This is a genomic window from Flavobacterium sp. UW10123 (assembly GCF_040538975.1).
GTDB lineage: Bacteria > Bacteroidota > Bacteroidia > Flavobacteriales > Flavobacteriaceae > Flavobacterium.
Map to the genome: position 1 here is coordinate 207113 of NZ_JBEWQE010000010.1, position 23915 is coordinate 231027.

Genomic DNA, 23915 nt, shown 5'->3' on the forward strand with positions numbered 1-23915 from the left:
CTTACTTCTTTAATTTAAAATTATCGTATGATCTTAAAAACGCTTGAGCAAACAGGTTTCCTTGTTTCTCGTATCCTTTTTTTGAATAATGAACCCAATCTGGCCCAATTAATCCTTGTACTTTTAATTGTCTGATTCCACTCATGCCACCAAACTCGTCGTACAAATCCCAAACTGCAAAACCTTCTTTTTGTGCAATATCAATAATTTGTCTCGCATAATGATCAATGTAAGTATTTGGTTTTCTTCTCAGCAATGATGGCGGAGGTGTCATTACAATTATAGGAGCGTCTATCTTTTGTGCTCTTATATTACTTATAAACTCTCTTAATTCTTTAATATAATTATCAGAATCCAAATGGTCATAGCTTTCATTTGTTCCTAGTGAGAAAACAAGCAGATCTGGGTGCAATGCTTTCAATTGTTCAAAAAACAACGGATATTTATTGTAATCTGAATATTTAGCTCCATTTACTCCAATACTGCTATAAATAACTCCTGGAGCATCTTTTTCTAAAACAATTCCGTTTAACTCGTAATCTTTTGCCTCCTTATTTGGAATCAGGAAAATTCGGCTTAACGCATTTTCAGAATTATAATAATGTGAGAAAGAATCTGACTCTATTGCCAACGGAACAAATTCAGACATTGAAATGGTCTTTGCCCTTGTTTCGTTAGTAGAAATTTTCAGAGTTCGTCCTGCTCGGATATTATTCGACTTTAAACGATTATCTCTTTTAATTTCGGCAACAGAAACATTATATTTATCTGCAATGCTTCCAAGAACTTCACCTTTTTTAATTTTATGCGTAATGACTCTTCGTTCTGTTGTCTGAATAGAATTGATTTTAGAAGAAGTAGCCAAATCGAACATATTCTGATTCTGAGGCGTAATAATTTTTATTGTATTGAATTTGTACGCTGGATCTTTTATGTTCATCTCCATTACAAATCCGCCTGAATCTCTCCAAAGTCCAATACCGCTTAATCCAATCGGGCATTGCTTTACTGGGTAAATATTTCTATAGCTTTCCCAAGTTCTGTTCGATTTGAAACGTTCGTTATAAGATCCGTTTGTTCTAGCTAATTGATACGGAAAAACCAAACCGCGTCCTGCATTGCCAAATTGCTGCTGCAGTTTTTTTCTGACTTCATTTGTCATCAAATCACTTTGAATATGCGAATCTCCAATATGTACAATATTGATTTTTTGGTTTTTCTCACCTTCATTTTTTTCTAGTTTCTGAAAAAAATTGCTTATCGCTTTTGCGTTATAAATCTTACCATCAGAAGGCGCATCAATTGCTGCGGTATCCACTTTTTGAATCATGTTTTTTGGTATTGGCTGTACGTCTGTTTTTGGAGTTTTTTCATTTGTTGTAAAAAAAAGACAACAAAAGAAAACCATTAATTTATTTATCATACACTGTCTTTTGTTACTGAAACGGAATCGGGTTTGGCTCTTTTTACTGGTTTTGGCTTAGTCCCTTCAGCATCTCTTTTTTGTCTGAGTTCCTTATATTCTTCGTATCCTTTATTTAATTGTCCATACAGCAAATTACCAATTGCTTTTGCGCCACGTTGGTTAAAATGCGTATAATCTTTATTGGCTTTAGCTGGAGTTTCATCAACCCATTTTATCATAGAACCATCTCCTCCCATCAAAGTATATAGGTTTACAAAACCTGCTTGTGTTTCCAATGCATAATGTTTTTGTGCTTTCATCAAAGGAACTACTGCCGAATCGGTTTTCATTTCCAACTCATATTTTGTTGATTTATCAGCTGTTGAAACAATTAAGATAGAAACACCTGGAAATGATTCTTTTATTTTATTAACAGTTTTCGTCATTCCTTTTTCATACCAAGAATAATTTTTTGTCCCGTAATTTAAAACATTGGTTCCGTAGTGCAGAATGATCAAATCGTATCTTAAGCTATTATTAAAAGCTCTCATTACATCGGCATTAAACATCGAAATTGGAAGTCCTGAATTTCCTCGCTGAGAAAAATTATCAACATGAACTCCGCTTCCATTATCAAAATTAAATCCGTAAATCGGAATAGAATCTGCCTGTACAAAATTTGCTTTAAAAGCTTTTAAACTTCCTGATGAAACTTTTAGCGTGTTAACTAAACTATTTGGAGAAAGACTTTTCTTAAGTGTATCTTTTCCTATAATGAAATTCACTTTCCCCATTTTAGATGAACGTCCATAAAATAATGTTGCGTTATCTAAAGAAGTAGAAAATTTGTTAAGCCCAGCTTCGTACTGAACCCACGTTGAATTGGATCTATCATTGGCAAAAAACACATGTCCGTTAACTCCAAAAGGGCTCGTTGGTCTTTTTACGTTTAAGTAAGATTGCGTTTTCCAGTTTTTAGAATAAGTTGATTTTACAGAACCTCTTGATGCGGCAGATTCTGAAGTAATAGGAACAAAACCAACACCGTTTCCTCCAAAACGTTCCTGATAATTGGCACGAACGTCTTGCACGATTAAATCTCCATCGGTCATAGAATCTCCGTAATAAGCGATTCTTACTTTGTTCTGTGGATTCTTTTCTAACTGATACAATTTCTCATAGAAAGAAATCAGATATTGATATCCTTTATAGTTTTCGAATGTTTCAGCAGGAAATTCAATTCCTTCTGTTTCATCAAAAACAATTTTCTGCCCATTTAATGCTTGTTCACTTTTTGCAATACTGTCTTTGTCTAACGATAATGAATCGTCGGCAACAGACTCTAAAAGCATACTATCTATCAATATATTTTTAGAATCTAACTTAGTCTCAGAAAATATTTTATCTGGAAGGATTTGTTTAAAACCAATAAAAGCAACCAGCGCTAACGCAACGATCGCAAAAGACTGAAAAAAATAAGATTTTGTATTCACCTAATAATTATAAATATGAAGAACTGCATTCAAAAATTAAACCAATTAAATAATGGTTAACTTACTTCAGAAAAAATTTGTGCAAAGATAGAATAACATTTTGTTTCTATTTGATTTTAACAAGAAAGTAGAACAAAAAAAAGAGGTTAGAAAAATTCTAACCTCCTTATCAAAAAAAAAATAAAAAAAACAAAGCTAATGATTAACTAGATTTTTGATGTTTTTTATTTAAAAGTGCCTTGTAAAAAATAACTATTCAGATTATTACTCTTATTAGAATGTAGTAGTGCTGTTTGCTTGGTAAGCAAAATTAAAAGTATAATATCTTGCTACAGCAGTATTTGGGTCTGGTGTTGCAGGTGCATCTTTGTAATAGCTTAAAAATTCTACTTTTGCATATTTTCCGTCATGAGTTTTGATAACAAATACTCTTCCTGCTTTTGCAGAAATAACATGAGTTGCTCCGTTATAATCGTACCAAGCATTATCTCCTGAAGAAGGGAATGCAGAAGCACCACTAGCATCCTGAGCAAAAGTCGATGATGCTGGAAAAGCTGTTACGTTTGCAAAAATACCTGAAACAACACTTACTGCACCTTGTCCTTTTCTTTCTGGTTCTCCTGTATCAGTAGCACTAATTTTTGCTCCTCCATTAACAATAACTGATGTACCACGGAAAGCGATATCCCAACTATCGTCACTTACAATTTTATTTTGGGAAAAACTAAATTTTGTAAATTCACCTCCAACTGGCTGTCCTTGTCCTCCTGTTTGCGGAGCATAAACATTAGAAACTTTTGTCGTTACTACTGGTGCTACTGTATTTTTATCATCATCGCTGCTGCAAGATGCTGTAAAAATAAATAATGCTAAAAGCGAAAGTTTTAAGAATTTTGTTTTCATTTTGTAAAAGGTTTAAATAAATATTGATTAAAAATTATATTGAATTCGCGCAAAAAACTGTCTGCCTGCCAAATTGCTAATTTGGCTAGGATCTGTAAAATCAAATAAATTATTGGCTCCTGCTTGAAGCATGAATTTATCTCCGATATATTTTGAAATTGATAGGTTTGTTAAGAAGTAGCCATCGACAAATGTGTCATATTTGTCAAGTATCTGATTCCCGTTTGTATCAAACATTCCGTATTTACTTCTGTAAAAAACACGTAAGTTGATGTCGGTTTTTATTTTAGGTATATTGTAGGCAAACTTAACATTGGCCGTATGTTTAGATCTGTTGTATAATCCAAAATAATCAGATTTTTTAATTTGAATGGTTTGCAAATCTGAGTTACGTACGTATTGATAATTTTCGAAATCATCTAGAACTGATTTGTCTTTTGCTGTTAAAAACTGATATCCAAATGATACCGATAATTCTTTTGTAAAATCGTAAGTTGAATTAAACTCTAGACCATAGGTAAAGATTTTGCTAATGTTAAAATAACTGAAGACATTCTGTCCATTCGTTTTTTGGGCAACAACTCGAGTATCAATTAAATTCTCTATTGAATTATAGAACGCATTCACGTCTAGTCTTAATTTGTTTTTTTTATAAAAAGTTCCAAAATTGACATTTATTGAACTTTCTGGCTTCAACGGTTCACCAAAATTTACTCCATCTACTCTAGACAAAAGCTGCCCTTGTTCGTCCAATTGATTTAAGCGGTCTTCTGCAACATTATATCCCAAAACTGTATATCCAACCGATGGATTTGTAAAGTCAAAATACAATTGACGAAAATCTGGAGCCTTGTATCCATATCCTACAGAAGATTTTAAAGAAAAATTCTCATTAACCTTATAGTTGACCGCTAACTTTGGGCTAAACTGTGAAGCATATTCACTGTGATTATCATATCTAAATCCAGCAAGAACATTCCATTTCTCAGTTGGATTGTAATCGTATTGCAGGTAAACATATTGCGAATTAAAATTTACTTGCTTTTCAAAATAAGTTCTGTCTAAAGTCTCATAATTGACTCCAAATCCACCTGTTAGTTTATCATTTTTTAACGAAAGTGTTGTTCGAATTTCTGGACGGATTAGCCATTGATTGTAATAAGCACTTTCATAAGGAACATTATTCTGATCATTTAAAAAGGAATCGTTTTTGTAATTTGTGGTGTAAAACTCATATTCAGAATACACTTTCGAACTCCATTTATGCTCAAATTTAATTTGCGAATTCCATTCTTTTTCTTTTGCATCACCTTTGTAGTTTTCAGAATCGATAATTGCCACATTATCCATTTTCATATCATAAAAACGGTTATTTACAATTAACTTTAGATTCTCTGAAAAATCATAATAGATCTTGGGCTGGATTGTAAAATTATAAAATGGCTCCACATTTTTTAGAGGCGTACTTTTATCCAAATCATAACCGTCTGTAGAATAAAAATTAGCAAAAAGATTGGCTGAGAACTTCTTCTTCTTCCACAACAAATTCGTGTTAGCATCATTGGTGTTAAAAGTCGCGTATCTATAAGAAAGACTTCCCGTAAACGTATCTTTCTTTGGTCTTTTTGTAATTACATTTATTACCCCTCCCATTGCTTCAGAACCATACAATGCAGAAGAAGCTCCTTTAACAATTTCAATTCTCTTTATATTTCCCACAGAAACCCTTGATAAGTCCAAAACACCAGCACTTCTACCTACCAATGGCACTCCATCAATTAAAATCATGGTGTAAGCCGCATCCAATCCCTGCATTTGAATTCCTTCAAAACCGCTTTCGTCAGGAATTAAAATAATACCGGTTTGTTCACTTAAAATTTCATTTAATCTTGTAACACCAGACTTCATAATTGCTTCAGATGTAATAATTGTCATTGGCAAAGGCAAAGATGAAAGCACTCTTTCTGTTCTAGTTGCAGTAGTAACTTTAACTTCCGATAATTCATTTGTTTCCACACTATCTTTTTTAACATTCTGAGAAACAGAAATTTGACAAAAAAGCACAACAGCAAAAAGAGTAATTTTAAAGTTCATTATTTTTATTCAGTCTTAATAATCGATGCAAATATATAACTATTTTTAATTGTTCTAAATTAAATTTATATATTTGCGAAAATTTTAAAAACAAAACAATAAGTTATGATTTCAAAAAGCCTTTTTTTGTCAGCCGTTATGGCTTTAACATGTGGTCTTGGATTTAGTCAGGACAAGAAACAACAAGACATAAAATCTATTAAATCGATGTGTGGTTGTTATGAGGTAAAGTTCAATTTCACAGAAACTTTCTCTTACCCAAAAGATTCTCTTACTTATAAACCTTCTGAGACTAAACACGAATCTGCTTTAGAATGGGTTGAGTTATTAGAAGATACTCCAAACAAAATTGTAATGCAGCATTTACTTATTGTAAGTCCTGATATGATTATCAAACACTGGAGACAAGATTGGCTTTATGAAAACACAGACTTATATACTTTTGATAAAGGAAATTCTTGGAAATACAAGAAATTAGATAAAAAAGCTGTTAAAGGCCAGTGGACTCAAAAAGTATATCAAGTAGATGATAGTCCAAGATATGAAGGATCTTCAACTTGGGTACATGTTGATGGACAAGATTATTGGGCAAACGTTGCCGATGCACCGCTTCCTAGAAGAGAACAGACAAAACGTAACGATTATAATGTTTTAAAAAGAAGAAACATTCACGAAATTACTTCTACAGGATGGAATCATGAGCAAGACAATGACAAATTAGTTCGTGATGATGCTGGAAAAGATGTGTTATTAGCGCAAGAAAAAGGATTTGATGTTTACACTAAAGTTCCTGATTCAAAATGTATTGCGGGACAAAAATGGTGGAAAGAAAATAACGCACTTTGGAAAAACGTTCGCGACAAATGGCAAACTCTTTTTGACAGACACCAAGACTTAAACCTAGAGGCTAAAGTAGATAGAAAAGCTCTTTACTCTCTTCTATTTGATTTGAAACCAGATGCTTCAAAAGCAGAAACAGATAAAATCATTGACAAATTTGTTAAGTAATTAGAATTAGTTGTTAAAACAAAAAAACCGGAAGTTTAAAAACTTCCGGTTTTTTTGTTTGTTTTATATAATTACTGAGCGCACTCTGAATAGGTAACAGCGTGTTTTGATAAGTCTGTCCATTTTGGATCTGCTGAAGATGCAGTGATTAATTTGTCACATCCGCTCCACAATGTTGCAAACTCTTTTTTGTATTCTTTTTTCTTTAATAAAAATGCAGGTGCATCTTTTTTAGCAACATAGTAAGATTTAGCATCTCCACCTATAAATTTAACACCTCCAACTCCTAAAGATGTAGTTTCTTTTGCATGTGGATCACAATATATTTTAAACTCTTTACTGAATGCAGGGTTTAAAAGTTGCATTAATAATTTTGATTTTTTCTTTTTAACTTGCACATCAGCAGTTTCAAAGTATGCGTAACCTTCCTTTAAGTACTCTTGGTTAAGTTTATCATCGTTCCATTTTTGAAAATCCGTACCAAAATCAATTTTTTTAGTCAAATTATCAAGTCCACTAGGTGGTAAATACATATACTTAATATCCTCTGGTTTTAGTTTGTGCTTTTTTCCAGCTGCGTCTTGTAACTTAATAAATTCAATTAGTCCTTTTTCTCTGTCAATATCGCGAATAGTTCCGCTAAGTTCTGTTCCGTCTGCTAGTGTAATGTAAGCTGTTTTACTGTGTGAAAACCCGTAAGATGGGTTAATTAAATCTTGAGCTTTTGCTGCTGTACATGCTACAAAAAGCACCATTAAAAGTAAAGTTTTTTTAATCATTGGTTTTTGGGTTTAAAATTTTGCCTACTCTCACGATTTTCGGCTTCCTCGTATTTATTTTTCACGCTAATATCAATTGGTTTTCCCTGATTTTATTGGTGTTTTCAGCTAAAAAATAACCAAGTATTTCTTACCGTAAACATACTTATAAAATTTACACTTACAAATCTTGTTAATACTTTTTTATATGAAAATTCATCTGTAGATTTTTAAAATTTTTAATGAATTAAACTTAACGATTAAGAAACATTCTGTTAAATACATTAAAAAAAGCGAGCTCTTTTTGAGCTCGCTTTTTTAATCTTTATTATAATTATAAAAATTTACAATTCATTTTGTATAATCAAAGGGTTTGCGTTTATCTCAGCCCTAGGAATCAGCCATTGCCATCTCTTATCCGATGGTGCTACTTGCATAACTCCATTTACAATCCCAAAATCATGATTTGCTCCAGTTCTATCAAGTGGCGAATTAGTTCGTTTTAAATCATAAAATCTAAACCCTTCACCCCACAGTTCAATTCTTCTTTGAAGTAAAATTTCATCAACTAGTGCTTGTCCAGAATTTGTTGATAATGTATATGAAGGATTTCTTGCCTTTTCGAATTCAAAAAGTATGTTAGCTGCATCCGCATTTCCCATTCTCGCTTTTGCTTCTGCTTCTATTAAATACATTTCTGCAACACGCATATATGGAACATCGCATCTACTATCTCCTGTACTTACCGCTAAAAATTTCTGACTGGTATAAGGAAATTTTGCAAAATTTGAAGGAAGTCCTAATGTGGTATGTTTTCCAGTTTTATCAAATATGGTAGAACGAACATCTGTAGAAGGAATCATATCGTATAGCTTACTATTAATTGCCTTCGGACAAGAACGAATAACCGTTGAACTAAAGTTTCTAGACATGTAAGCCCCAAAATTTCCAAAATATTGGGTTTGAACTTCATTGATATGGCTTCCCCACATCCATTCTTTATTATTGAAATCATTAAAACCTAAAGCATATTCAGAAATTGGCATTAAAGTCTTCCCGGTTCTAGCCTTATTTGCATATTCAGCCGCAAGCGACCAATTTCCTTGAGTTAAAGCTACTCTTGCTTTTAAACCTTGTGCAACCTTCAAATCTAAATGTGAATTGTTTGGTTTTGTATAGCCAAGTAATAAAACATTAGCTTCATCTAAATCTTTATTAATTTGCGTATACACTTCTTCAACCGTTGAACGAGGAAATTTGTCATTTCCTACACTCACTATAATAGGTACCCCAAGCTGAGAATTTGTTTCACCATTCACATACCTTTTACCAAATAACTGTACTAATTGATAGTGGCAAAATGCTCGGTATAGCAAAGCTTGTCCTTTTACAATTTTCTTATCAGTATCAGAGCCAATTGCGCTATCAGTTGCATTTATTATTGTGTTGGCATTTCTAATGATTCTATAATAAGTTCTGTAAGCAAAACGAAGTTCTGTAGAATTTTCATTATTCATTGCACTCCAGTTATACACTGTCAAAAACCATCCATTGGTAATTGGAAAAACCAAATCGTCACCTGCGATATCTGTTTGCTCCATTAAACCTCCTAATCCTGCCTGACTCTGGTCTTCATAACCATAATACAATGATCTATGAATACCATTCAAAAGCGTCATTAAATTTTCTGTAGTTTTTGTTGCTCCTTCGTAATCAACAAATTCAGTTGGCTTTTTATCTAAAAAATCGTCAGAACAAGAACCTAAAAAAATTAGCGCTATAAATAAGAATAATATTTTTATATAATTTGATTTCATAATATTAAAAATTTAAATTCAGTCCTAATGATATTACTCGAGATGGTATATATCTATTTTGAGTTGTTCCATCAAAAGTTTGAGTAGGATCCATTCCTTGACGTTTTGTAAAAAGCATTAGATTTTCACCATTCACATATACTGAAGCATTGTCAATTTCGAATTTTGAAATAAATTCAGAAGGCACTTTGTAAGATAAATTAATCTGTCTCAATGATAAATAATCAGACCCTATTAACCATCTGTCAGAAGCGGCGGACGATGGTGTATTTCTATTAATGTCTAATCTTGGAACATCTGTAATGTCTCCAGGTTTTTGCCATCTTTTCAAAATATCTGTACTCCAAGCCGATCCATAATTATTACCTGTATGCATCAAAACTGCATAGTTGGTATCATACATTTGACCGCCAATTTGGTATGAACATACCACATTTAATTGAAGTCCTTTATATTTAAACGTACTGCCAAAACTTCCAAACAAATCTGGAATTGCTGAACCAGCATAATGATATAGCGCTTTATTTTGATCTGTTGTTACAGTAACACCATTTACAACCCTAATTGTGCTGTCTGTAGTATTTACAAATTTTGGATCTGCTACATATAAAGCATATCCGTCTGAAGGATCTACCCCGTACCAGTCTCTCAACCAATAATCATAAATCGAATGTCCTACTGAAAGTTTTTTATTTCCAGTATCAGTAATAATTTCTCCTTGAGGAAGTTTAGTTATTTTATTATTGATCGTTGATGCGTTTACATTTACGTTCCAAGAAAAGTCTTTAGTTTTAAGAATTACACCGTCCAAAGCGATTTCAAATCCTTTATTAACCATAGAACCAATATTTTCAACTCTATAATCTAACCCAGAAGATAATGGGTTTGGAACCGAAAAGATAAGTCCGTCAGTATTTCTATTATAATACTCTACACTTCCCTTTAGTCTGTTTTTAAATAAACCAAACTCCACCGCAATGTCTTTTTGAGTATTAACTTCCCATTTTAAATTGGGTGCAGCCGCAGCATAAGTTACAATACCTCCTTCACTTCCATTATCATAACCTAAACTATAAGTAGGCTGGCTAACATAATAATTTAAACCACCGATTTTTGATCCCGCATCATTAGTATCTCCAATTATATGAGAATCATTTCCAACTTGTCCAATTGAAGCCCTAAATTTTAAGTCATCAATCCAAGTAGTATTCTTTAAGAAATCTTCTTTAGAAATCACCCACGCTCCTCCTAAAGACCAGAAGTTACCCCAACGATTATTCTCAGCAAATTTTGAGGATCCATCTCTTCTTAATGATGCTGAAAAAATATATTTACTCATATAATCATAGCCAGCTCTTGAAAAGTATGACTCAGTCGCATAATTTCTTGTAAAAGAAGTCAAACCTGTAGTTGTAGCATAATTAACAAATTCAAAGATATCTGGAGCTACTTGACCTGTTTTACTACTGCTTGTCCAATTCGTTTCATAATCAAAACTTTCATGCCCTAATAATACATTGAATGAATGCTCGCCAATTTTCTTTGAGTAATTCAACAACTGATTGTATGTAATTCCAGTTAGGATTTTATTTTCTTTTGCCATCAATCCAGTTGGCGCCCCATCTCCAATTTCAGCATTATAGGAATAGGTTCTATTTCTATATGTTTTGTCAATAGAAGCATTTGTTGTAAATTTTAAATCCTTAGTGAATGAAATTTCAAAAAAAGTTCGCGCTGAAAGGGCTAATCCTTTTACTACATCAGTATCATTTAAAGTTTCATAAACAACGTTACGTCCATTAGAAGCTCCTGATCCACGAACAGTCGAATAAATGCGATCACCATTTGCATCAAGAACGTAATCTCCATTTGCTGTATGATCGAAAACAGGATAAATTGGCCCCATTGTTCTAATAGTTCTGAACGGATTTTTAAAAGAACTCGTATTTTCTACTCCATCAGTGCCTAATTTTGAATTCGTTAAAGTTCCAGATATATTCGCACCAGTTTTAAACCACTCTTTCAAGCTAGTATTTAAATTTAACCTTCCTGTTGTTCTTTGAAAACCAGACTTTTGAATATAACCTTCTTCATCTAAATACCCTAAAGAAGCAAAATAATTAGATTTTTCAGATTTCCCTTGATACGAAAAATCAACATTTTTTCTAACTCCGGCTCTTTCTAATTGTTTAGCCCAATCAAGATCTTGCGGATATAGTAATTTTGCATTTGGATTCAATTTTCCATCAGTTCCAACAATACTTCCATTTGAAACATTAAATGGATTTGTAACCAATACTACAGGAACTCTAGCAGATGCATAAATATTTGCTCCATCTATTTCTGCTTGATTGCCCATTGGACGACTATTTCTAATCGCTTCCCATTCTAAAGGATAATAATCAAAAGCATTTACTCTTTCATAATCTTTAATAGATCGAGAAGTCATTCCCGTACTTAAATTAAGCGAAAATTTATCCTTTTGTAACTTTCCCGATTTTGTAGTGATAATAATTACACCGTTTGCCGCTTTTGAGCCATATAAAGATGTAGAAGAAGCGTCTTTTAAAACACTTAAACTTTCAATATCACTTGAATTTAAATTGCTAATATCTCCAGCGTAAGGAACGCCATCTACAATATACAAAGGTGTATTTGATCCATTAATTGAACTAAATCCTCGGATTCTAATTTCTGGAGCTGCACCAGGCTGTCCAGCAGAACTTTGAACTTGAACTCCTGATGTTGAACCTTCTAAGACGGATAATGCATTTGTTAAAGGTCTGTTTTCAAGTTGTTCTGATTTTATTTGATTAGCCGATCCAACATAAGAAGTCTTTTTTGCTGTACCATATGCCACAACCACAACTTCATCTAATTCCTTTCCGTCCTCTTGCATTTTAACATTTAGAACAGAACTAGATCCAACAGTTAAACTGACATCTTTCATTCCCATGTAAGAAAAAACCAAAACATCACCCGTCTTTGCCTGTATCTTATACTTTCCATCAAAATCGGTTTGAACGCCATTACTGGTTCCTTTTACCACAACATTCACACCTGGAATAGGCCCACTTCCATCTAATACAATTCCCGATATTGTTTTCTCTTGCGCAAAAAACACTTGCACAAAAAGAAGAAACACAAGAACTGTCAATCCTTTTAATTTTTGTTTCATTATTTTGTTTTTTTAATTAGAGAGGGCGAACTTAAAAAATTAAAATAATTTTAACAAGAATTTATTTTCTTTTAACACACAAAATATAAAATATATTCTTACAAAAAAAACAAAACCCATTCAAAATAGAACGGGTTTTATTATCCTTTATCATATTAACTAAAAGTTTACTAATTCAAAATAGATAAAAATGAATATTAGGAGATATTGTATATAAAAATTAAGTTTTCAACATTGAACTGTTTTAACTGATACAAAAATATTAAAGCATAATACTACAAAAAACCATTAGAAGCCAAAAAAACAATAAATAAAGGCAATAATTATGAGGAGTCTAATATTTGTAAAATATAATATTCTAAAGAGAAATATTCCAAAAATAATAAGAGCCGATAGTTACAATAACTATCGGCTCTTTTTGTTTTATTATCTAAAAATTACATTCTCTCTGGAACTTCAATTCCTAATAATTGAAATGCAGATTTAATTACTTCGGCAACTTTTTGAGAAAGCTGTACTCTGAATATTTTTTTAGTCAAATCTACTTCACCTAAAATATGGACGGATTGGTAAAAAGAGTTATACTCTTTTACTAAATCGTAAGTATAATTGGCTATTAATGCTGGAGAATGATTTTGAGCAGCGTTCTGAATTACTTCCGGGAAAAGTTCGATTTGTTTTACCAATTCTTTCTCTTTTTCATGCAATTCTTCAATTTCAATTTTGTTAGAAAAATCAAAATCAGCTTTACGAATTATCGATTGGATTCTTGCGTATGTATATTGAATAAACGGACCTGTATTTCCAGCAAAATCAACAGACTCTTCTGGATTGAATAAAATTCGTTTTTTAGGATCTACTTTTAAAATGTAATATTTCAAAGCTCCTAAACCAATTGTTTTGTACAGTTTTGCTTTTTCTTCTGCAGAATAACTATCTAGTTTTCCTAAATCTTCTGAAATTTGTTTTGCTGTGTCCGTCATATCCTGCATCAAATCATCAGCATCTACAACAGTTCCTTCACGGCTTTTCATTTTTCCAGAAGGCAAATCAACCATTCCGTATGATAAATGATATAGACTTGAAGCCCAGTCAAAACCTAATTTCTGTAAGATTAAGAATAATACTTTAAAGTGATAATCTTGCTCATTTCCAACAGTGTAAACCATTCCGCCAACATCTGGCATATCTTTTACACGCTGAATTGCTGTTCCGATATCTTGCGTCATATAAACCGCTGTTCCATCAGAACGTAAAACAATTTTACGGTCTAAACCTTCATCGGTCAAATCAATCCACACAGAACCGTCTGGATCTTTTTCAAAAACACCTTTATCTAAACCTACTTGTACAACATCTTTTCCTAAAAGATAAGTGTTGCTTTCGTAGTAATATTTATCAAAATTAACTCCAAGATTGGCGTAAGTTGTAGCAAAACCTTCATAAACCCATTCGTTCATTTTTTTCCAAAGCTCAATTACTTTCTCATCACCCGCTTCCCATTTCTTAAGCATATCTTGTGCTTCAATAATGATTGGTGCCTGTTTTTTGGCTTCTTCTTCTGTTTTGCCAGTTTCTATTAAACCGTTTATTTCATTTTTGTAAGCTTTGTCAAACTCTACATAGTATTTACCAACTAATTTGTCTCCTTTTAAACCAGAAGTTTCAGGCGTTTCTCCGTTTCCAAATTTCTTCCAAGCCAACATCGATTTACAGATATGAATTCCTCTATCGTTGATAATTTGCGTTTTATATACTTTTTTACCAGAAGCTTTTAAAATCTCTGCAACAGAATATCCTAACAAATTGTTACGAACGTGTCCTAAGTGCAAAGGTTTATTTGTATTTGGAGAAGAATATTCTACCATAATCGCCTTTTCAGTAGGATTTGGAGCCACAAAACCAAATTGTTTTTGCTCTTTTATTTCATTAAAGAAATTCACATAATATGTATCTGAAATTACAATATTCAAGAAACCAGAAACTACATTAAAGCGAGCAACTTCAGAAACATTCTCAACTAGATAATTTCCAATTTTATTTCCCAATTCAGCAGGATTACTTTTAATCACTTTTAGCAAAGGGAAAATTACCATCGTAATATCTCCTTCAAACTCTTTTCTAGTAGTTTGAAACTCGATTTTATCAACAGTAACATCAAATAGTGCTTGTATTGCTTTTTGTATAGAAGGTGTAAGAATTTGTGATAATGACATGTAAACTTATTTTAAAGTGAGCAAAGATACTGCTTATTCATCAATTACAGAAAATCAAAAACATATTAAATTCAAGAAAAGAGTTTCAATTTGACAAAAAAGCACAAATATTAATTGTTAAAATTATCAAAAAACCAAAAGGCTAATCTATTACAAAACAGCGTTTGAGAAAAAAAATATGCTTTTTCATGAAATTTCTTGTAACATATCGACTGTAAAAGAGTCTTAATAGAGACTTTAATTTTTTTGAGGTCAGGAAAAAACAAAAAAAGAAAAAACTAACAAAACGACATCATCATCAATCAAATCAAAAAATAATCAGTAAAAAAATCATGAAATTAAAATTCTTTCTGTTTGCATTATTTGGAATAATTGCAACTGCACATGCCCAGAGTACTGGAAGTATTTCCGGAAAAATCACAGAAAAGTCAAACAATGCGCCTATTTCTTATGCCACTGTTTCGCTTAAAGAAAATGGAAAAGTAGTTTCTGGTGTAAACACAGACGATAACGGAGACTTTTCTTTTAAAAATATTGCCTTAAAAAGTTACACGATCGAAATTCAATATATCGGGTTTAGAAAATATATTGGATCTGTCCTTTTGAGTGAAAACAAAAAAACTGCAACTGTAAATGTAGCTCTTGAAGAAGAGGCAACGCAATTAAAAGGTGTTAACATTGTCGCAGAACGTTCTACAATCGAACAAAAAATTGACAGAAAAGTAGTTAATGTTGGTAAAGACTTGACAACTGCAGGCGCTTCGGCATCAGATATTATGAATAATATTCCTTCTGTGAATGTGGATCAAGATGGAAAACTTTCGCTTCGCGGAAATGATAATGTTCGTGTATTAATTGATGGACGTCCTACAAACATTGATCCTGCTCAGTTATTGAAACAAATTCCGTCAACTTCTATTAAAAAAATTGAACTAATTACTAATCCAAGTGCAAAATATAATCCAGAAGGAATGTCTGGAATTATCAATATTGTCTTGCATAAAAATGCTAATACTGGATTTAATGGAACTTACAGCGGTGGTATTACTTTTGGTGAAACTGCAAAATACAATCAGTCTTTAGATTTGAACTATAAAACAGGAAAAGTAAATTTCTTCGGAAACGTAGGGCAAAACTTTGGAACATACCACAACAAAGGTTTTATCCAAAGATTTGATGAAGATATCGTTCAAAAAATTAATGTTTTAAATGACAACGATTCATACTTGTACAAAATCGGAATGGATTATTTAATCGATGACCACAATACTTTATCTATCTATACAAACCAAAACAATTCTGATGGAAAAGGCTATGTAGACACTGATATTAATTACAATGACGTAACAGGCTCTGATATTTCAAATATTTTACAAAAATCAAAATATTGGGGACCTGACCGTGTTGGAACTTACAATTTAGCATACAAACACATCTTTAAAAAAGAAGGTCATACATTAGATTTTGAAGCAAATTATAGTGATAATAAAGAAACTCAAAATGCTTCTTTCGACACTAAAACTACAAAAATTGATAATACTGCTTCAGGTATTGTTTATGATGATTTTCTGCAGGGAACTAGAAAATTAAGCACCGTAAATGTGGATTATGTTAATCCGTTAAACGAAAAAACAACACTAGAAGCTGGTGCTGAAGCAAGAATTACTAGAACAGAAAACGATTATATTACTGGAAATCCTTTCTTGCCTGTAGCAGACCAAATATCTCACTATACTTATGACACAGATATTTATTCGGCTTATGTAACATTTGGACAAAAATTCAAAAAGTTCAGCTATCAATTAGGTGCACGTTTTGAGAGCTATAAAGTGCAGGCAAATTTAAATTATGGAAAAGAGAAATTTGATGATGATTATATTACACTATATCCATCAGCATACTTGACCTATAATTTGAATGAGAAAAATACTTTACAATTAAGCTATAGCCGTCGTGTAGATCGCCCTAGTTTAGAGCAGACAAAACCTATTCGTGAATTTGCTACGCCATTAGTTACTTCATTAGGAAATCCTGAATTAAGACCTCAGTTTACAAACTCTGTTGAAGTAAATTACACTAAGACTCTTGAAAAAGGAAGTTTTACAGCGGGTGTTTTTGTGAGAAGCATTAATGATCAAATTAGTAGAATTTTATATCCAGATCCTGCAGATCCAAGTATGGAAAAACAAATCATGAGTTTTACCAACTATGATCATAATACAGCTTACGGATTTGAGCTTTCGTTCAACTATAAAATTACAAAATGGTGGGATATCCAACCATCTATTGATTTCTCAAGCATCAATCAACAAGGTATTGTATTCTTATATGATCCAGCAACTAACACAAGTAACCCAATTGATAGAAAAATTACAGTTGCGGCTTTCAACGGACGTATGAACTCTAATTTTAAAGTAAACAAACGTTTAAGTTTCTTGGCTTTCGGATTCTATAGAGGTGCGACAGATGGACTTCAAAACAATAGTCACGAAATGTACAAAATGGATATTGGTACACGATATACATTGCTAGATAACAAAATGAATTTAAGTGTTCGTTTCAATGACGTTTTCAACACTATGAAATATGCTTTTGACACTATGTATCCTTATCCTCAAGCGGGGCAATTTACATGGGAAAGCCAAACAGTATATTTTGGTTTGACTTACAACTTTGGAGGCGGAAAAATCAAAAATTTACAGCGTAAACAAAGAGACGACAATACTAACAAAGGTGGGGGCGGAATGTTCTAATTTTGCCTTGGAAGATTTTTTAAATAATTTTTGAATATTTCTTGTAGAAAAAAAGTCTGGAGCTTGCCAACTCCAGACTTTTTTTGTTTTATGAAAAACTATAAAAAATTACGCAATTCTTTTATTTCTTCGGGATTTGCTATTTCAGAACCATCTGTAATTGCAGAAGAATGATAAAAAGTGAGATCTAATTTTTCTTGAAGTAATTTTATATTTGAAGATCGCAAACCACCACCTGGCATAATTTCTATTCTGTCGCCAGCCAGCTCTTGAAGTCTTTCTAAGGCCAGAATTCCCTCTTCTACATTTACTCCCTGACCAGAAGTCAGAATTGTTTTGAAACCGCAATCAATTACCGATTCGAGAGATTTTTCAGGATTTTTAACCACATCAAAAGCGCGGTGGAAAGTACACGACAGCGGATGCGCTAGATGTACCAATTCTTTATTTTGCTTTTTATTTACTTTTCCGTTTTCCTTCAAGATTCCGAAAACAAAACCGTCAACACCTAATTTCTTATAGTGTTTAATATCTTGTTTCATTTCGGTAAGTTCTTCATCTGAATAAACAAAATCACCTCCTCGAGGTCTTATAATGACATGCATTTTTATATTCAAACTTTCACGGACTTTTACCACCAATATAGAGTTTGGAGTAGTTCCTCCTAACTTCATGTTTTCACATAACTCAATTCTGTCCGCACCGTTTGCTTGAGCAATTAGTGCAGATTCATAATTAAAGCAAGCTATTTCTAGTTGATTTTTTTTCATTAGTATTTTATTAAAAGGGCTTCGACTTTACTCGAGTTACTAAACTACAAAACAATTATGTTCAATTTTTGTCACCCTGAGCGAAGTCGAAGGGCGCTCCTATTAGGACGTTGGCTTCGACTTCGCTCAGCCTGACAAACCGCATATAATTCATATATCCCTCTAAGCAAAATCAAAAGCTAATTTACTACTAAACATCCTTTTTATTAAAATTTTTATGAGTTGTTTTATTCACACATTCAGAAAGTTTTTTCAAATCTTCCCATTTATCTTTTATTATAGCTTCTTTCTTTTTTCTTCTCCATCCTTTTACTTGTTTTTCAAAAGCGATTGCTTGAACAACATCATTGAACTCTGTACAAAATATCAACTCTAAAGGCCTTTTATCAAATGTGTAACTTTCTTTGTTTAAGCCGTAATTATGCTCATTTAATCTTCTATTTATATCATTTGTCATTCCTGTGTAATAACTTCCATCAGAGCATTTCAATATGTAGACGTAATATCTTTTCATAATTTTTTATTTTAAAAATAAAAGTAAGAAATTTAATTCAAAAGTATTGCACTAAAGAGTTTACCAATTGGAACAGGGCTTCGACTTCGCTCAGCCTGACAAATCGCAAACAACTACCCTCAATCTTTGTCTACGTGAGCGGAGTCAAAGGGCGCTCCTATTGGAACGGGGTTTCGACTCCGCTCAGCCTGACAAATCTGTATAAAAAAACCTGCTCCAAATATAGAAGCAGGTTTTAAAAAATATAAATGTAAGATGATTATTTTACCATTTAATAATAGCACTAGCCCAAGTAAATCCACTACCGAAGGCAGCTAAAACTACAGTATCTCCAGATTTGATTTTTCCTTGTTCCCAAGCTTCTGTCAGAGCAATCGGAATAGATGCTGCCGTTGTATTTCCGTATTTCTGAATATTATTATGAACTTGATCGTCTGTCAATTTAAATTTGTTTTGAATGAATTGTGAAATTCTCAAATTTGCTTGATGTGGAATCAGCATATCAATGTCTGAAACTTGTAGACCATTTGCTTCTAAACCTTCATTGATTACTTCTGCAAAACGCACGACAGCATTCTTAAATACAAACTGTCCATTCATATATGGATAGTAGCTTTCGTCATTCGGGTCATTATCTGCAATAATATCTGTTACCCAACGCGCTCCCATTCCAGGTGCTTGCAATGCCAATTCTTCAGCGTGTTGTCCTTCAGAATGCAAATGAGTAGATAAAATTCCTTTTGTCAAATCTTCTTCACGACTTAAAACCGCCGCTCCTGCACCATCTCCGAAGATTACTGAAACACCGCGTCCGCGAGTTGTCATGTCTAATCCCGTAGAGTGAACTTCAGAACCAATTACCAAAATATTTTTATACATTCCGGTTTTAATATATTGGTCTGCAACAGAAATTGCATAAACAAAACCAGAACATTGGTTTCTAACATCTAATGCTCCAACTGTTCTTAAACCTAAATCTCTTTGAACCAAAACACCTGGTCCTGGAAAATAATAATCTGGACTTAATGTAGCAAAAACTACAAAATCAATATCTTCTTTGGCAACACCAGAACGCTCTATTGCAATTTTAGCTGCTTTTACTCCCATTGAAGTCGTAGTGTCTTCTCCACGAATAATGTGTCTTCTTTCCTGAATCCCAGTTCTTTCCTGAATCCATTCATCATTGGTATCCATTATCTTAGACAAATCATCGTTAGTTACGACATTGGAAGGAACATAATATCCTAAACCAGCTATTTTTGAATGATACATAATCTATTATTATTTATTAAAAAATTGGATTGCAAATTTACGCATACTTTAAAATATACGTACACAAAATACTATTTTTTTCGTTATTAGCAATTTAATATAGTTTAATTCTACAGCAACTTATTAACTTTTACTTCTCGAAAAGGCAATTTTCAGACACAAACATTGAAAAAAATTAAAAATCAGATGTAGAATGTAACAACATAAAAGTATTTTAGACAAACATTTTGAACACTATTACAAACTCCAAAAATTTAAACTATGAAATTAAAGGTTACGCTGTTTTTATTTTTAAATATAAGTTTTTTCTCTTTTGCTCAAGAGAACCTAACTTATCAAAAACCTTCCAAATCCATTCTAGATTTGGCAGATTACCAAAGAGCGCCTTCTGTATCTATGGATACGAAAAAAGAAAACATGCTTTTAATGTATCGCAATACCTATAAAACACTCGATGATCTCAATCAAGACGAAGTTCGTTTGGCAGGTTTAAGAATTAATCCCGTTACTAATATTTCAAGCACTGTAACTTATTTAAACAATCTAAAACTAAGAAAAATAAGCGGTAAGGAAGAAATTCAAATTAAAGGCTTACCTGATAATCCGAAAATAACAAATATTCTTTGGTCTCCAAACGACAAAAAAATATTATTCTCTCATACTACAAATTCCGGCGTTGAGCTTTGGGTTTTGGATGTAGCAACAGCACAAGCAACAAAACTTACAGAAGCTAGAGTAAATGCAAATCTTGGAAATCCGTTTAGCTGGTTTTTGGATAGTGAAACGATCTTAGTAAAAATGCTTCCTAAAAACAGACAGCCACTTTTGGATTCTAAAAAAGATCTGCCTACTGGCCCAATTATTTCAAATACCTCAGGCGAGAAATCGCAAAACAGAACGTATCCTGATATGTTGAAAAACAAAAATGACGAAGCTAATTTTGAAAACTGCATAACTTCTGAATTATACAAAGTAAAACTAAATGGTGATGCGGCTTTATATAAAGAAGCGGCTATGTATTTTGGAGAGAAAATCTCGCCAGATGGCAATTATATTATGTTGACTACCATTCAAAAACCTTTTTCTTATGTAGTTCCTTTATATAGATTTCCTTCTAAAACTATTGTTTACGATTTAAGCGGAAGAGAAATTAAAACGGTAAATGAAGTTCCTTTAAATGAAATAATGCCAAAAGGTTTTATGGCTGTCCGAAAAGGAAAAAGAGAAATGGCTTGGAGAAACGACAAACCTGCAACTTTATCTTATGTTGTGGCTTTAGATGAAGGTGACCCAGCAAATAAAGTTGATTTTAGAGATGAAGTTTTTCTTTGGGAAGCTCCTTTCGACAAAGAAGCATCTTCATTGGCAAAAACACCACAGCGTTTTAGCGACATTATTTGGGGAGATGATAATCTAGCGGTTCTTTCTGAAGAATGGTACGATACGCGAAACACCAAAACGTTTTTAATAAATCCATCAAACCCAAGCCAACAACCAAAATTGATTACGGATAGAAATTCTCAGGATGTTTATTCAGATCCTGGAGTTTTCGAAACAAGAAAAAATGCCTACAACAAATATGTTTTAGCTGTCGAAAAAAACAACTTATATAGAATTGGCGAAGGTTACACCAAAGACGGACAATTCCCTTTTGTTGACGAATTCAATCTGGAAACTTTAAAATCAAAACGTATTTATACTTCTTCTTATAAAGACAAAAAAGAAGATATTTTAGAAATTGAAGATTTTAAGTCTGGAAAAGTCTTAGTTATGATTCAGTCAAAAACAGAATATCCTAATTACTATTTCAGAAATATTAAAAAACAAAATAGCTTAACACAAGTTACTGATTTCAAAAATCCGTTTGAAAGCATTAAAAATGTTAGCAAAGAAGTTATTAAATACAAACGTAAAGACGGATTAGAACTTTCAGGAACCTTATATCTTCCTGCTGGTTATGATAAAACTAAAAAAGAAAAATTGCCACTATTGATCTGGGCATATCCTGCAGAATACAAAGACAGAAACAGCGCTTCGCAATCGACTCAAAATTCTAACGAATTCACTTTCCCTTACTATGGATCATTTGTGTATTGGGTTACAAAAGGATATGTTGTTTTAGATGATGCCGCTTTTCCAATTATTGGAGAAGGAACCACAGAACCAAACGACAACTTCATTTCTCAATTAGTTGATAATGCTGCGGCGGCAATTGATGCTGTTGACGCTTTAGGATATATTAATCGTAAAAAAGTGGCTGTTGGAGGACATTCTTACGGAGCATTTATGACGGCAAATTTATTGACACATTCTGATCTTTTTGCATGCGGAATAGCAAGAAGCGGTGCTTACAACAGAACTTTAACTCCATTCGGATTCCAATCTGAGCAAAGAAATTATTGGGAAGCTCCAGAAGTTTACAATACCATGTCTCCATTTATGAATGCTGAAAAAATGAAAACTCCGATTTTATTGGTTCACGGAGAAGCAGATAATAATCCTGGAACTTTTACTTTGCAGACAGAACGTTATTTTCAAGCATTAAAAGGTTTAGGGGCTCCAGCAAGAATGGTTATTCTGCCAAAAGAATCACATAGTTATGTAGCTAAAGAAAACATTCTACACTTATTATGGGAACAAGATCAGTTTTTAGAAAAATATCTTAAAAACTAAATCATAATTTGATTCCAAAAGTAAACCCGACAAGTTTTTAAAATCTGTCGGGTTTATTATTTTAACAATTAGAAATTATCTAATTTTCTAATTGACACATTTTCCTAATTATAAATAATTTAATGCCAGAAAAACTTCTTGTTCGAGCGGTAAATCTATTTCACTTTCAAAGAAGATCAATTGCCTTTTATAAACTGTTTCTATTAAATAGTGGCTTCCTCTAAAATAGGTTCTTCTAATTTTGACCATCAATTTTGATTCGGAAACCATTTTAAATTGATGCGGATAAACTAATGTTTTATGAGTTTCGTCTTCGTACGATAATAATAAATGAGTTGGAATTTCATTTACTTCTCCAAACAAAGAAGCGACATATTTAATTTGTGGATCTTCATATATTATTGAAGGATCATCTTTTACCAAGACTTCTCCGTTTCGCATCACGATTGCCTGATCTGCAAAAGACAAAGCATCAGTACTGTCGTGCGTAGCGATAATACAGGTAATTCCTTTTTGTTTTAGGTAACGAAATAAATTACGACGCAATGCATTTTTTCTAAAAGCATCAATCTGGCTGAATGGCTCATCTAGCAAAATTACTTCTGGTTCTAAAGCCAAAACTCTAACCAGAGCCACTCTTTGCTGCTGTCCTCCACTTAAGAATTTGGTCTTTACATTAGAAAACTGATCCATTTCTACCATCTCTAACAATTCCTGAACACGAAGTTTTTTCATGTTTGCAAAACCATTCGACAAAAACTTCCCTACGTTTTCTGCAACTGTTTCATAAGGAGACAAATCAAAATCTTGCGCCAGATATTTCATGTAGGGCATTCCGGGAATCAAATTAAATTTTGGACCTAAAATTGGTTTATCTCCATAAAAAATCTTTCCCTCGTCCAGATCGTAAAGTCCATATATTAGTTTGAGCAGCGTACTTTTTCCGCAGCCACTCTCACCTATAATAGCAATGTTCTGACCTTTTTCAATAGAAAAAGAGATGTTTTTTATAACGGGGCTTTCGGTGTATGAAAAAGATATATTTTGTATGTCGAGCATGA

Annotated in this window: 15 protein-coding genes; 3 read left to right on the forward strand and 12 right to left on the reverse strand. The window is 32.7% G+C overall.

The features are described 5' to 3' along the window. Position 1: 1 nt before the first annotated feature. The 4 genes from ABXT06_RS13615 to ABXT06_RS13630 all read right to left on the reverse strand — a co-directional run bounded on the left by ABXT06_RS13615 (position 2) and on the right by ABXT06_RS13630 (position 5895). Positions 2-1423 (reverse strand): GDSL-type esterase/lipase family protein, encoded by a 1422-nt coding sequence (locus ABXT06_RS13615; RefSeq protein WP_354591231.1) that lies wholly within the window; start codon positions 1421-1423, stop codon positions 2-4. After that, the gene (locus ABXT06_RS13620) at positions 1420-2898 is read right to left on the reverse strand and encodes an SGNH/GDSL hydrolase family protein (RefSeq protein WP_354591232.1); all 1479 of its coding nucleotides are present in this window, start codon (positions 2896-2898) and stop codon (positions 1420-1422) included. The genes ABXT06_RS13615 and ABXT06_RS13620 overlap by 4 nt, the downstream gene beginning before the upstream one ends. Positions 2899-3171: 273 nt before the next feature. Continuing rightward, positions 3172-3801 carry an HmuY family protein gene (locus ABXT06_RS13625; RefSeq protein WP_354591233.1) on the reverse strand — a complete coding sequence of 210 codons (630 nt, stop codon included), beginning with the start codon at positions 3799-3801 and terminating at the stop codon, positions 3172-3174. A 27-nt stretch (positions 3802-3828) separates the two neighbouring features. Next, positions 3829-5895: a TonB-dependent receptor plug domain-containing protein gene (locus ABXT06_RS13630; protein ID WP_354591234.1), complete on the reverse strand. Its 2067-nt coding sequence runs from the start codon at positions 5893-5895 to the stop codon at positions 3829-3831. Positions 5896-6000: 105 nt separating this feature from the next. On the opposite strand from ABXT06_RS13630, the gene ABXT06_RS13635 reads away from it, so the two are divergent. After that, complete coding sequence (locus tag ABXT06_RS13635; protein ID WP_354591235.1) at positions 6001-6903, forward strand: DUF6607 family protein; 903 nt, start codon at positions 6001-6003, stop codon at positions 6901-6903. A 71-nt stretch (positions 6904-6974) separates the two neighbouring features. Here ABXT06_RS13635 and ABXT06_RS13640 read toward each other — a convergent pair whose 3' ends face one another. The 4 genes from ABXT06_RS13640 to argS all read right to left on the reverse strand — a co-directional run bounded on the left by ABXT06_RS13640 (position 6975) and on the right by argS (position 14872). Further along, positions 6975-7682 carry a hypothetical protein gene (locus ABXT06_RS13640; protein WP_354591236.1) on the reverse strand — a complete coding sequence of 236 codons (708 nt, stop codon included), beginning with the start codon at positions 7680-7682 and terminating at the stop codon, positions 6975-6977. Between the two features lie 323 nt (positions 7683-8005). After that, positions 8006-9478: a RagB/SusD family nutrient uptake outer membrane protein gene (locus ABXT06_RS13645; protein WP_354591237.1), complete on the reverse strand. Its 1473-nt coding sequence runs from the start codon at positions 9476-9478 to the stop codon at positions 8006-8008. Between the two features lie 4 nt (positions 9479-9482). Then, positions 9483-12656, reverse strand: coding sequence for a SusC/RagA family TonB-linked outer membrane protein (locus tag ABXT06_RS13650; RefSeq protein WP_354591238.1), 3174 nt, complete (start codon positions 12654-12656; stop codon positions 9483-9485). Between the two features lie 437 nt (positions 12657-13093). After that, positions 13094-14872, reverse strand: coding sequence for an arginine--tRNA ligase (argS, locus tag ABXT06_RS13655; protein WP_354591239.1), 1779 nt, complete (start codon positions 14870-14872; stop codon positions 13094-13096). Positions 14873-15204: 332 nt separating this feature from the next. Here argS and ABXT06_RS13660 point away from each other — a divergent pair, with 332 nt between their 5' ends. Then, entirely contained in the window at positions 15205-17625 is a 2421-nt protein-coding gene (locus tag ABXT06_RS13660) for a TonB-dependent receptor (RefSeq protein WP_354591240.1), read from the forward strand. A 98-nt stretch (positions 17626-17723) separates the two neighbouring features. Here the strand turns inward: ABXT06_RS13660 and ABXT06_RS13665 are convergent, their stop codons facing one another. The 3 genes from ABXT06_RS13665 to ABXT06_RS13675 form a co-directional block, all read right to left on the reverse strand. Beyond that, entirely contained in the window at positions 17724-18395 is a 672-nt protein-coding gene (locus ABXT06_RS13665; RefSeq protein WP_202005843.1) for a copper homeostasis protein CutC, read from the reverse strand. Positions 18396-18585: 190 nt separating this feature from the next. Further along, complete coding sequence (locus ABXT06_RS13670; RefSeq protein WP_354591241.1) at positions 18586-18909, reverse strand: GIY-YIG nuclease family protein; 324 nt, start codon at positions 18907-18909, stop codon at positions 18586-18588. Between the two features lie 264 nt (positions 18910-19173). Further along, a complete protein-coding gene (locus ABXT06_RS13675) occupies positions 19174-20181 on the reverse strand; it encodes a 3-oxoacyl-ACP synthase III family protein (RefSeq protein ID WP_111379936.1) in 1008 nt (335 codons plus the stop codon). A gap of 261 nt (positions 20182-20442) precedes the next feature. On the opposite strand from ABXT06_RS13675, the gene ABXT06_RS13680 reads away from it, so the two are divergent. Further along, entirely contained in the window at positions 20443-22854 is a 2412-nt protein-coding gene (locus tag ABXT06_RS13680; protein WP_354591242.1) for an alpha/beta hydrolase family protein, read from the forward strand. Positions 22855-22962: 108 nt separating this feature from the next. Here the strand turns inward: ABXT06_RS13680 and ABXT06_RS13685 are convergent, their stop codons facing one another. After that, positions 22963-23913 (reverse strand): ABC transporter ATP-binding protein, encoded by a 951-nt coding sequence (locus tag ABXT06_RS13685; RefSeq protein ID WP_354591243.1) that lies wholly within the window; start codon positions 23911-23913, stop codon positions 22963-22965. Between the last annotated feature and the right edge of the window lie 2 nt (positions 23914-23915).

Coding starts and splice junctions, on each gene's coding strand:
- ABXT06_RS13615 (WP_354591231.1), bottom strand. CDS start 1,423: ATGATAAATAAATTAATGGTTTTCTTTTGTTGTCTTTTTTTTACAACA.
- ABXT06_RS13625 (WP_354591233.1), bottom strand. CDS start 3,801: ATGAAAACAAAATTCTTAAAACTTTCGCTTTTAGCATTATTTATTTTT.
- ABXT06_RS13630 (WP_354591234.1), bottom strand. CDS start 5,895: ATGAACTTTAAAATTACTCTTTTTGCTGTTGTGCTTTTTTGTCAAATT.
- ABXT06_RS13635 (WP_354591235.1), top strand. CDS start 6,001: ATGATTTCAAAAAGCCTTTTTTTGTCAGCCGTTATGGCTTTAACATGT.
- ABXT06_RS13640 (WP_354591236.1), bottom strand. CDS start 7,682: ATGATTAAAAAAACTTTACTTTTAATGGTGCTTTTTGTAGCATGTACA.
- ABXT06_RS13645 (WP_354591237.1), bottom strand. CDS start 9,478: ATGAAATCAAATTATATAAAAATATTATTCTTATTTATAGCGCTAATT.
- ABXT06_RS13650 (WP_354591238.1), bottom strand. CDS start 12,656: ATGAAACAAAAATTAAAAGGATTGACAGTTCTTGTGTTTCTTCTTTTT.
- argS (WP_354591239.1), bottom strand. CDS start 14,872: ATGTCATTATCACAAATTCTTACACCTTCTATACAAAAAGCAATACAA.
- ABXT06_RS13660 (WP_354591240.1), top strand. CDS start 15,205: ATGAAATTAAAATTCTTTCTGTTTGCATTATTTGGAATAATTGCAACT.
- ABXT06_RS13665 (WP_202005843.1), bottom strand. CDS start 18,395: ATGAAAAAAAATCAACTAGAAATAGCTTGCTTTAATTATGAATCTGCA.
- ABXT06_RS13670 (WP_354591241.1), bottom strand. CDS start 18,909: ATGAAAAGATATTACGTCTACATATTGAAATGCTCTGATGGAAGTTAT.
- ABXT06_RS13675 (WP_111379936.1), bottom strand. CDS start 20,181: ATGTATCATTCAAAAATAGCTGGTTTAGGATATTATGTTCCTTCCAAT.
- ABXT06_RS13680 (WP_354591242.1), top strand. CDS start 20,443: ATGAAATTAAAGGTTACGCTGTTTTTATTTTTAAATATAAGTTTTTTC.
- ABXT06_RS13685 (WP_354591243.1), bottom strand. CDS start 23,913: ATGCTCGACATACAAAATATATCTTTTTCATACACCGAAAGCCCCGTT.